This window comes from Streptomyces racemochromogenes, assembly GCF_044129415.1.
In the GTDB taxonomy this organism is placed as follows: domain Bacteria; phylum Actinomycetota; class Actinomycetes; order Streptomycetales; family Streptomycetaceae; genus Streptomyces; species Streptomyces racemochromogenes_A.
Genome location: NZ_JBBDHD010000180.1, coordinates 1 through 10,028 on the forward strand (window position 1 = coordinate 1; position 10,028 = coordinate 10,028).

Consider the following 10,028-nt stretch of genomic DNA (forward strand, 5'->3'; position numbering starts at 1 on the left):
CTCGACCAGGGGGGACCCCCATGACGCCGCGGGGCCGCCCTCCGGGCGACGACGGGAGTGTGACGACAGGCCCTAGGGGGGACCCGGGGCGTCCACCTCCCGGCAGGCGGCCGTCGCCGACAGCAAGTAGCCGGCCTGGAAGCGGGACTTGGCGCCCACCGCGCGCATGATCTGTGCGATGTGGCGTTGGCAGGTGCGTTCCGACATGCCCAGGCGGCGGGCGATGACCTTGTCTTCCAGGCCCTCCGACAGGAGGCGGACGATGGTCCGGCGGAGTTCGTCCGAGAGGGACTTCGCGGCCTCCGGGCTCACGGTCGTCGGGAAGGGGCGGGCGTCCAGCCAGGAGCGTTCGAAGGCGGCCGTCATGAAGTGGACCACGCTCGGCTCGCGGACCAGCAGGGCCGCGCCCTGGCGGTCCGGGACGGACATCAGGCCGGTCCGGGCGTCGAAGACGAGCATCCGCATCAGGCCGTCGCCCAGGGTCCGCACCTGCGCCCCCAGAGCCGTCACCCGCTCCACGTAGGCTGCCGTCGGGCGGGAGTAGCGGGCCGTGTGCTGGTAGATCGTCCGCATCCGGACCCCTCGCGCCAGCAGGGACTCGTCCCGTCCGACCGCCTCCTCCAGGGCTTCCTGGGGGCGGCCGCCGCCCGGCTGGGACGTCAGCAGTTCCTGCTCGCAGCCCGCCACCAGCTCGGTGATCAGCCCGCGCACGGCCCCCAGGTCGGTGACCAGCTCCAGGCCGCCCGCCCCGCCGTCGGCGCGGTGCGCGGTGCCCGCCTCGTACGCCGGGACCAGCGCCTCCAGCCGCCCCCGCAGCCGGTCCATCTCGTCATGGGTTTCCCGGACGAGCAGGGCCAGCGGGGCCAGGGCCCGGGCCGCCGCCGCGCGGGGCGCGACCGCGCTCCAGCGTTCCGGGCCGTCCCCGGGGGCCCGCTGGAGCAGGTGGGCGGCGGCCAGCTCCTTGACGGCGGCGCCCGCGCGGGCGCCCAGCGCGGTGGTGGCCTCGGCGGGGGTGAAGGCGTACCGCTCCACGGCGAAGGCGTACAGACGCCGGGCGGCGGGGCTCAGATCGGATCCATCGGCTCCGTCGACATCGACCTGCATATGCCTATTCGTCCCTGACTGTGCCCGTTCGTAAACCCCTCGGGTTCCCGCACGGCGACAAGTCGACCCCTGTATCCGTGCATACGGCATATGCCCAACCGGCACAGTAAGGAGCACGGCGCGCCGGGGGCGGTGACGCCGGATCCATCGGTGCCGTCCGACCGTGAGGGGGCGGAGCGGCAGGCACGGACGGACACCGCCCGCCCGCCCCCGCCCGCGCGGCCGCGCTACTGCGGCTTCGCGTAGGTCCCGTAGCCCGTCCAGTCCAGCGCCACGGCCGGCTCGTCGCCCACCACCCACGCGTCGTGGCCGGGCGCGATCTGCATGAAGTCGCCCGGACCGTACTCCTCGGCCTCCCCGTCGTCCATCACGACGTGGATCCGGCCGCTCAGCATGTACCCCGTGTGCGCGGACTGGCAGCTGTCCGTGCCGGCCAGCGGCTTGATGTGCTCCGACCAACGCCAGCCCGGCTCGAAGACGGCCCGTCCGACGGCACCGCCCTCGGTCTCCAGCACGTCCAAGCGGCCCTTGCCGTCCTCGAACGGGCGGGTCTCGTCGGGCTTGTCGAAGTTCCTGCGCACCATTCCGGCCATGACCCATCGCCTCCCGGAGGGAAACGGCCCCGAGTCCACTCCTCACTCTACGCGCGGGCCCTGCCCGCCACCGCTCGGGAAGCCGCCCGCGAAGACCGCCGTCACCCCCGCAGCGACCGGCCGAACCCCGAGGCCAGCGGCATCCGCAGCCCCAGCGGCGGCGGCGCCGCCAGCGCGTCCGTCACGGGTCGCGAGTACCGCCCCGAGCACATCGCGCCGAGGACGAAGTCCACCGCGAGCGCCACCACTTCCGCGCGGTGCTCCCGCAGCCCGTGGCCGTCGGAGTGCACCTCGAACCGGCAAGTAGAACGATTCGCCTTCTTCGCCCGCGCCGCCAGCCGGAAGGAGGACTCGGGGTCGCTGCGGGCGTCGTTCGTCCCGTGCACGATCAGCACCTGCCGCCCGGCGAGCTGTTTCACCGGTTCAGGGGAGCCGCCGCGCACCTCGTCCGGTAACCGAGGGGCCAGCGCCACCACCGAGTTGACGGCGTCGTGCCCCGCCGCCCGCAGCGCCGTCCGACCCCCCGCCCCGTACCCGGCCAGGCACACCGGCACGTCGCCGTACCGGCGCAGCGCCTCGTCCGCCGCCCACCGGGCCGCCTCCTCCCGGTCCAGCGGGCCGTGCAGCACCGTGTGCGCCACCAGCCCCTCCGCCCCGCCCGACCGGGCCAGGGGGGGGGGGGGGGGGGGGGGGGGCGGCGGGGGGGGGGGGGGGGGGGCCGCGGGGGGGGGGGGCCCCCCGGCCGGGGGGGGGGCCCCCCACAGCAGTTTCCAGCCGATCAGGGTCAGCGAGCCGGCGAGGATGATGCCCAGCAGGTTCACCAGGAGCTGCTCGGCCGACCCCCACATCTGGCCGACGTCGCCGTAGCTCAGCGCCACGGCCGCGTTGGCGCCGGCCGGGACCGTGGTGACCGAGATGGCCACGCCCACCAGCGCTCCCGCCCGCGCCGAGGTCAGCGACATCATCCCCGCCACCCCGGCGAGCACGGCCACGACGAAGGAGAACGGGTCGGGCTGCCAGACGAAGCTGGTGTTCGGCCGCGGCCGGTCGAGTATCCCCTCGTGGAACAGCCCGAGCGCGTCCATGACGAGGCTGAACACGGTCGTCGCCAGGATCGCCGCGGCGAAGCCGACCACCAGGGCCAGCGCAGAGCGCCACGCGAGCCTCGGGGCCCGCTGCACCAGGCCCGTACAGATCCCGGCGAGCGGACCGAACTCGGGGCCCACCGCCATCGCTCCGACGATCAGGACGGCGTTGTCCAGGACCACGCCGCAGGCCGCGATCATCGTGGCGACGATCATGAACATGGTGTAGGTGATGGTGAGGGTCGACTCCTCGTGGGTGGACTCGGCGAGCTGCTCCCAGATCACCGCGTCGGCGGCCTCGCCCGGAGCCTCCTCCTCGGCCCGGTCGGCGCGCCGCGAGATCGACAGGTCGATGTTCTCGACGGAGATCGACCCCGCCTCGTCGACGCCGAGCGCGCGCATCTCCGCGAGCAGCTCGTCCGCCGCCTCGCGGGCGACGTCGACGAGGACCAGATCGCCCTCGGGGTCGCGCGCCGCGCCCGGCAGGACCACCAGATGGGTGGTCCCGACCGTCTGGCCGACCAGTTCCACCGCCCGGTCGGTCAACGGGGACGGGATGATCATCCGTAGATGCAGCATGCCCGCACAGTAGCCCTCAGAGCTTGCGCAGGCTGAGCTTGGTGACCTTGTGGTCGGGGCCCTTGCGGACGACGAGCGTGGCGCGGCCGCGCGTGGGGGCCACGTTCTCCAGCAGGTTCGGCTTGTTGATGGTCCGCCACATCGTCTTCGCGTACTCCAGGGCCTCCTCCTCCGAGACCTGGGTGTACTTGCGGAAGTAGGAGAACGGGTTCTGGAACGCGGTCTCGCGCAGCTTCCGGAAGCGGTTGAGGTACCAGCGCTCGATGTCCTCGGGGCGGGCGTCCACGTACACGCTGAAGTCGAAGTAGTCGGCGAGGCCGACCCGGGTCCGGCCGTCCTTGCCGGGCAGGGCCGGCTGGAGGACGTTGAGGCCCTCGACGATGAGGATGTCCGGGCGGCGCACGACGAGCCGCTCGTCCGGGACGATGTCGTAGATCAGGTGCGAGTAGACCGGAGCGGTGACCTCGTCCTTGCCGGCCTTGATGTCGGCGACGAACTTGGTGAGCGCGCGCCGGTCGTAGGACTCCGGGAAGCCCTTGCGGGAGGTCAGGCCGCGGCGCTGGAGCTCCTTCATCGGGTAGAGGAACCCGTCGGTGGTGACCCGCTCGACGCGCGGGTGCTCGGGCCAGCGGGCCAGGAGGGCCTGGAGCAGACGGGCCACGGTGGACTTGCCGACGGCGACCGATCCGGCCACCCCTATGACGAACGGCGTCCCCTGCTGGGCGCCGTGGCCGTTGCCGCCCGCGTCGCCGAGGAAGGTGTTCAGGGTGCCGCGGAGGTTGCTGGTGGCGCCGACGTACAGGTTCAGCAGGCGGGAGAGCGGGAGGTAGACGTCCCGCACCTCGTCGAGGTCGATGACGTCACCGAGGCCCCGTACCTGCTCGACCTCCTCCGCCGTCAGCGGCAGGGGGGTGCGCTCGCGCAGGGCGCTCCACTCGGCCCGCGTGAGGTCCACGTAGGGCGAGGGCTCCGGCACCCGGCGGGAACCGGAACGCTCCATTGCGTGCTCCGGCGTACAGCGTGGCGGCGATGTGATCACACCGCCCATTGTCGGGGCTCGGGGCCGCTCGTGGGTGGTGGGGTCGGTCACGTGGCGGCCGCGGGGGAGGGAACGCCCTGGTGGCGCGGTGGTCCGCGACCGGGTCTCGATCGGAAGCCCGTCACGTCTCGTGCCGATCACGATTCCCCGCTGTGACCGGGAAGATCCCGCGTATGTGCCATTAACACCGGTCACGCGATCGAGCAAGTCGTACATTGTTCGTCACCGCGGCGTTGACCGGCGTCCCGCGGTGATCTGCTTCATGGGGGAGAGCTTTCACGTGGGTACCACGTCTGTCCGTCGCGGCGTCCTGGCCGCTTCCGCCGTATCCCTGTGCCTGCCGGCGGCCGCCTGCGGCTCCGGTGGCGCGGGTGCGCGCGGCGACGGGGGGAAGGACGCGGGCACGGAGGCCGCGGCGCAGGGTACGGCGAGGTCGGCGGCGGCGCAGTCCCGGAAGCTGGGATGAGAGGCGTCCGCGCGCGGCGTGCGGCCGCGCTGATCGTCTCGGGGCTGGCCCTGGCCGTGCTGACCACCGGCTGCGGGACCGGCCGGCCCACCGTGATCGTGGTGGAAGAGGGGGTTCCGGCCGCGGCGGCCGAGCTGCCCGGATCCACCACGGGGACGGCACGCAAGGGGCAGCAGGCGGCCCCGCCGAGGGGCCGGGCCCAGGAGACCCCGGAACACCTGCTGGTGGCGCAGGGCGACCTGCTGGACCACAAGGTCACTCCCGAGGCGCACGAGGGCGTGCCGGTCGGCGCGGACCGGCCCGAGTGCCGCGAACTGGCGCGTGCCGTCTCCGGTTTCCTGCCGGCGGGGCGGACCGGCTGGGCCAGGGCCTCGGTCGTCGCGATGGCGTCGGCGCTGCCGGACGACGCCCCGGAGGGGCAGAAGCGGGCGGCGGCGCTGGACGCCGCCAGCTCGACGGTGACGGTCGTGACCCTCGGCTCGTACGCCGGGGACGGGGCCCACGGGCACTTCGCCGAGGTGCAGGCGTCGGGCCGGGCCTGCGAGGGCGGTTACGCGACCACGGCGGACGGGGAGAGCGTCACGGTGACCCGGGTCGTCCCGCACGCCGCGTCCGGCGGTGACGAGGCGCTGGCGTACACCGTCGAGGCGGAGCGCGACGGGGAGCCGTACCAGACGGAGCTCATGGTGGTCCGCAAGGGCGGCACGCTCGTGAACTTCCACGCGAGCCGCCGCTCCGGCGAGGCGCAGCTGGCCGCGCCCGCGATCGAGGCGCAGGTCAGGAAGCTGGGCTGACGGTCCGACGGGCCCGCGGGTCGCCCGGGAGGGTCAACCCCGATCCGGTGGATTCGCCGGAGCGGGGCCTTCGTCCTGTTCGGGTACCCGACAGCGGTCCAACTCAGGCGTACCCTGCGGCCTATGTGCGGAATTGTGGGATACGTGGGAGCGCAGTCGGCGCTCGATGTGGTCATCGCCGGACTGAAGCGGCTGGAGTACCGGGGCTACGACTCGGCCGGGGTCGCCGTCCTCTCCGACGGCGAGCTGGTCAGCGCCAAGAAGGCCGGCAAACTCGTCAACCTGGAGAAGGAACTGGTCGCGCAGCCGCTGCCGGCCGGTTCCACGGGCCTGGGTCACACCCGGTGGGCGACCCACGGCGGGCCCACCGACGTCAACGCCCATCCCCATCTGGACAACTCCGGCCGGGTGGCCGTCGTCCACAACGGCATCATCGAGAACTTCGCCGCGCTGCGCGCCGAACTGGCCGAGCGCGGGCACCGGCTGGAGTCCGAGACGGACACCGAGGTGGTCGCGCACCTGCTGGCCGAGCGCTTCGAGGCGTCCCGGGGCGTCGGGGGAGCGGCGGGGGCGGGGCTGGCGGAGGCGATGCGGCAGGTGTGCCGGCGGCTGGAGGGCGCGTTCACGCTGGTGGCGGTGCACGCCGACGAGCCGGACGTGGTGGTCGGCGCGCGCCGGAACTCCCCCCTGGTGGTGGGCGTTGGGGAAGGTGAGAACTTCCTCGCCTCGGACGTGGCCGCGTTCATCGCCCACACCCGGTCCGCGATCGAGCTGGGGCAGGACCAGGTCGTCGAGCTCCGCCGCGACGGGGTGTCGGTGACCGGCTTCGACGGTTCGCCCGCGTCGGTGCGGGCGTACCACGTGGACTGGGACGCCTCGGCGGCCGAGAAGGGGGGGTATGACTACTTCATGCTCAAGGAGATCGCCGAGCAGCCGAAGGCCGTCGCCGACACCCTCCTGGGCAGGATCGACGCGAGCGGCCTGCTGACCCTCGACGAGGTGCGCATCCCCGCCTCGGTGCTCCGCGAGGTCGACAAGGTCGTGATCGTGGCGTGCGGTACGGCGTACCACGCGGGCATGATCGCGAAGCTGGCCATCGAGCACTGGACCCGCATCCCGTGCGAGACCGAGCTGGCCAGCGAGTTCCGCTACCGCGACCCGATCCTGGACCAGCGGACGCTGGTGATCGCGATCTCCCAGTCCGGCGAGACCATGGACACCCTGATGGCGCTGCGGCACGCCCGCGAGCAGGGTGCCAGGGTGCTGGCCATCTGCAACACGAACGGCTCGACGATCCCGCGCGAGTCGGACGCCGTGCTGTACACGCACGCCGGGCCGGAGGTGGCCGTCGCCTCGACCAAGGCGTTCCTGACGCAGCTGGTGGCCTGTTACCTCGTCGCCCTGTACCTCGGTCAGGTGCGGGGGACGAAGTGGGGCGACGAGATCGAGGTGGTGATCCGGGAGCTGTCGGACATCGCGGCGGCGGTGGACCGGGTGCTGGAGACGATGGAGCCCGTACGGGCCCTCGCGCGCTCCCTGGCGGACAAGGACACCGTGCTGTTCCTGGGCCGGCACGTCGGCTACCCGGTGGCGCTGGAGGGCGCGCTCAAGCTCAAGGAGCTGGCGTACATGCACGCCGAGGGCTTCGCGGCGGGTGAGCTCAAGCACGGGCCGATCGCGCTGATCGAGGAGGACCTGCCGGTGGTGGTCGTCGTACCGTCGCCGCGCGGCCGCTCCGTCCTGCACGACAAGATCGTCTCGAACATCCAGGAGATCCGGGCGCGCGGGGCGCGGACCATCGTGATCGCCGAGGAGGGCGACGACGCGGTCGTCCCGTACGCCGACCACCTGATCCGCATCCCGGCGACCCCGACGCTGCTCCAGCCGCTGGTGGCCGCGGTCCCGCTCCAGGTGTTCGCGTGCGAGCTGGCGACCGCGCGCGGCAACGAGGTGGACCAGCCGCGTAACCTCGCGAAGTCCGTCACTGTGGAGTAGCTGGGGGTTGTTGCCGTGATTGTCGGTGTGGGGATTGACGTGGCCGAGATCGCGCGGTTCGGCGCGGCGCTGGAGCGGACGCCGCAGATGGCGGAGCGCCTGTTCCTCCCCACCGAGTTGACGCTGCCGAGCGGCGAGCGGCGCGGAGTCGCCTCGCTCGCCGCCCGGTTCGCGGCCAAGGAGGCCCTGGCCAAGGCGCTGGGCGCGCCCGGCGGGCTGCTGTGGACCGACGCCGAGGTGTACGTCGAGGACACCGGGCAGCCCCGGCTGAGGGTTTCCGGCACGGTCGAGGCGCGGGCCCGGATCCTCGGGGTGAAGTCCTGGCACATCTCGCTGAGCCACGACGCCGGCGTCGCGTCGGCGGTGGTGATCGCCGAGGGCTGACGGCCCGGGTGCGGCAGGCTGGTGGCATGCGTACTGCTTACAGCGTGGAGAGCGTACGGGCCGCCGAGCGCGAGCTGATGGCCCGTCTGCCGGAGGGTGCCCTGATGGCGCGGGCCGCGGCCGGGCTGGCCGCCGTGTGCGCGGAGCTGCTGGCCCGCGGCCGGGGCCGGGTCTACGGGTCCCGCGTGGTCCTGCTGGTGGGGCCCGGGGACAACGGCGGTGACGCCCTGTACGCCGGGGCGCGGCTGGCGCGGCGCGGGGCGGGGGTGACGGCGGTCCCCATGGATCCCGCCCGGGTGCACCCGGGCGGGCTGGCCGCCCTGCGGGCCGCCGGCGGACGGGTCGGGGCGTCGGTGCCGGAGCGGGCCGACCTGGTCGTGGACGGGCTGCTCGGGATCGGCGGCCGGGGCGGGCTGCGGCCGGCCGCGGCCGCGCTCGTGGAGCGGATCCCGGCAGGGGCGACCGTGGTCGCGGTGGACCTGCCGAGCGGGGTGGACGCGGACACCGGGGAGGTGGCGGGACCGGCGGTGACGGCCGACGTGACCGTGACCTTCGGGGCGTACAAGCCGGGGCTGCTGACCGACCCGGGCGCCTCGCGGGTGGGGGCTGTGCGGCTGGTGGACATCGGGCTGGAGCCGCCGGAGCACGCCGTCGCGATGGAGGCGCTGCAACACGCCGACGTGGCGCGCCTGCTGCCGGTGCCGTCCGCGTCCAGCGACAAGTACCGGCGGGGCGTCGTCGGTGTCGTCGCCGGGTCGGAGCAGTACCCGGGCGCGGCGGTGCTCGCCGTGGCGGGCGCCCTGCGGGGCGGCGCCGGCGCGGTGCGGTACGTGGGGCCGGCGGCGGAGGCCGTGCTGGCCCGCTTCCCCGAGGTCTTGGTGGGGCGGGGGCGGGTGCAGTCCTGGGTGGTCGGCCCGGGGCTCGGCGCGGGCCGGGCGGAAGAGGTCGGGCGGGCCCTGGCGGACGCCGACGTGCCGGTACTGCTCGACGCGGACGGGCTGCGCGGGCTGGACGGCGCGGTGGTGCGGGGACGCCGGGCCGCGACCCTGCTGACCCCGCACGCGGGGGAGGCGGCGGCGCTGCTGGGCGTGGCGCGGGAGGAGGTGGAGGCCGGCCGGCTGGGCGCCGTACGGGAGTTGGCGCGGCGGTACGGGGCGGCGGTGCTGCTCAAGGGGTCGACGACGCTGGTCGCGCCCGCCGGGGGCGGGGCCGTACGGGTGAATCCGACGGGGACGTCCTGGCTGGCCACCGCCGGGAGCGGGGACGTGCTGTCGGGGCTGGCGGGAGCACTGCTGGCCGGGGGGCTGCCGGGGGTGGACGCGGGCTCGGCGGCGGCGTATCTGCACGGGCTCGCGGGGCGGTTCGCGGCGGGCGGGGCGCCCGTGGTGGCGCAGGAGGTGGCCGCGGCCCTGCCGGAGGCGTGGCGCTCGGTACGGGCGGCCGGGCAGTAGTCGAAGGACACGCCTGCCACCGGACGCGCCTGCCGGACAACCGGGGCGAACCGTGCCGGATCTCCGTCCGGTACGGGTTCTGAGAGACTGTGGGCGATGAACGAGACACCGATGCGCGTGTACGCCGAGATCGATCTTGACGTGGTACGGGCCAACGTACGCGCCCTGCGCGCCCGGGCGCCCCGGTCCGAGCTGATGGCCGTCGTCAAGGCGAACGCCTATGGGCACGGGGCCCTCCCGTGCGCCCGGGCGGCCCAGGAGGCCGGGGCCACCTGGCTCGGTACCGCCACCCCCGAGGAGGCGCTGGAGCTGCGCGCCGCCGGGATCCAGGGGCGGATCATGTGCTGGCTGTGGAGCCCCGGCGGGCCCTGGCGCGAGGCGATCGAGGCGGACATCGACCTGTCCGTCAGCGGGATGTGGGCGCTGGAGGAGGTCCGCGGGGGGGGGGGGGGGGGGGGGGGGGCGGGGCGGCGGCGGCGCCCCGGCCCGCCCCCCCCCCCCCCCCCCCCCCCCCCCCCCCCCCCCCCCCCCCCCCCCC

General features: G+C 74.4%; 8 protein-coding genes and 1 pseudogene. 5 read left to right on the forward strand and 4 right to left on the reverse strand.

Annotated elements, in window-relative coordinates; all coding sequences use genetic code 11:
• Positions 1-72: 72 nt before the first annotated feature.
• The 4 genes and pseudogenes from WDV06_RS34105 to coaA form a co-directional block, all read right to left on the reverse strand.
• Positions 73-1,104, reverse strand: a complete 1,032-nt coding sequence (locus WDV06_RS34105) for a helix-turn-helix transcriptional regulator (RefSeq protein WP_395513697.1) — start codon at positions 1,102-1,104, stop codon at positions 73-75.
• Between the two features lie 227 nt (positions 1,105-1,331).
• Positions 1,332-1,697, reverse strand: coding sequence for a cupin domain-containing protein (locus tag WDV06_RS34110; RefSeq protein WP_395513698.1), 366 nt, complete (start codon positions 1,695-1,697; stop codon positions 1,332-1,334).
• A gap of 758 nt (positions 1,698-2,455) precedes the next feature.
• Positions 2,456-3,361 (reverse strand): annotated as a pseudogene (locus WDV06_RS34115) (DUF389 domain-containing protein); the annotation flags it as partial.
• 16 nt (positions 3,362-3,377) lie between these two features.
• Positions 3,378-4,361: a type I pantothenate kinase gene (gene coaA, locus WDV06_RS34120; RefSeq protein WP_395513699.1), complete on the reverse strand. Its 984-nt coding sequence runs from the start codon at positions 4,359-4,361 to the stop codon at positions 3,378-3,380.
• A gap of 501 nt (positions 4,362-4,862) precedes the next feature.
• On the opposite strand from coaA, the gene WDV06_RS34125 reads away from it, so the two are divergent.
• The 5 genes from WDV06_RS34125 to WDV06_RS34145 form a co-directional block, all read left to right on the forward strand.
• On the forward strand, positions 4,863-5,660 hold the full coding sequence (locus WDV06_RS34125) for a hypothetical protein (RefSeq protein ID WP_395513700.1): 798 nt from the start codon (positions 4,863-4,865) through the stop codon (positions 5,658-5,660).
• Positions 5,661-5,783: 123 nt separating this feature from the next.
• The gene (gene glmS / locus WDV06_RS34130; RefSeq protein WP_395513701.1) at positions 5,784-7,655 is read left to right on the forward strand and encodes a glutamine--fructose-6-phosphate transaminase (isomerizing); all 1,872 of its coding nucleotides are present in this window, start codon (positions 5,784-5,786) and stop codon (positions 7,653-7,655) included.
• A 15-nt stretch (positions 7,656-7,670) separates the two neighbouring features.
• Complete coding sequence (locus WDV06_RS34135) at positions 7,671-8,039, forward strand: holo-ACP synthase (RefSeq protein WP_395513702.1); 369 nt, start codon at positions 7,671-7,673, stop codon at positions 8,037-8,039.
• Positions 8,040-8,065: 26 nt separating this feature from the next.
• On the forward strand, positions 8,066-9,490 hold the full coding sequence (locus WDV06_RS34140; RefSeq protein ID WP_395513703.1) for an NAD(P)H-hydrate dehydratase: 1,425 nt from the start codon (positions 8,066-8,068) through the stop codon (positions 9,488-9,490).
• A 96-nt stretch (positions 9,491-9,586) separates the two neighbouring features.
• Positions 9,587-10,028 (forward strand): alanine racemase (locus WDV06_RS34145; protein ID WP_395513704.1); only part of this gene is annotated, 442 nt, incomplete at its 3' end.

Bases quoted from the DNA above. Each gene is read 5' to 3' on its own strand.
- glmS (WP_395513701.1), top strand. From the start codon at position 5,784: ATGTGCGGAATTGTGGGATACGTGGGAGCGCAGTCGGCGCTCGATGTG.
- WDV06_RS34105 (WP_395513697.1), bottom strand. From the start codon at position 1,104: ATGCAGGTCGATGTCGACGGAGCCGATGGATCCGATCTGAGCCCCGCC.
- coaA (WP_395513699.1), bottom strand. From the start codon at position 4,361: ATGGAGCGTTCCGGTTCCCGCCGGGTGCCGGAGCCCTCGCCCTACGTG.
- WDV06_RS34140 (WP_395513703.1), top strand. From the start codon at position 8,066: ATGCGTACTGCTTACAGCGTGGAGAGCGTACGGGCCGCCGAGCGCGAG.
- WDV06_RS34125 (WP_395513700.1), top strand. From the start codon at position 4,863: ATGAGAGGCGTCCGCGCGCGGCGTGCGGCCGCGCTGATCGTCTCGGGG.
- WDV06_RS34110 (WP_395513698.1), bottom strand. From the start codon at position 1,697: ATGGCCGGAATGGTGCGCAGGAACTTCGACAAGCCCGACGAGACCCGC.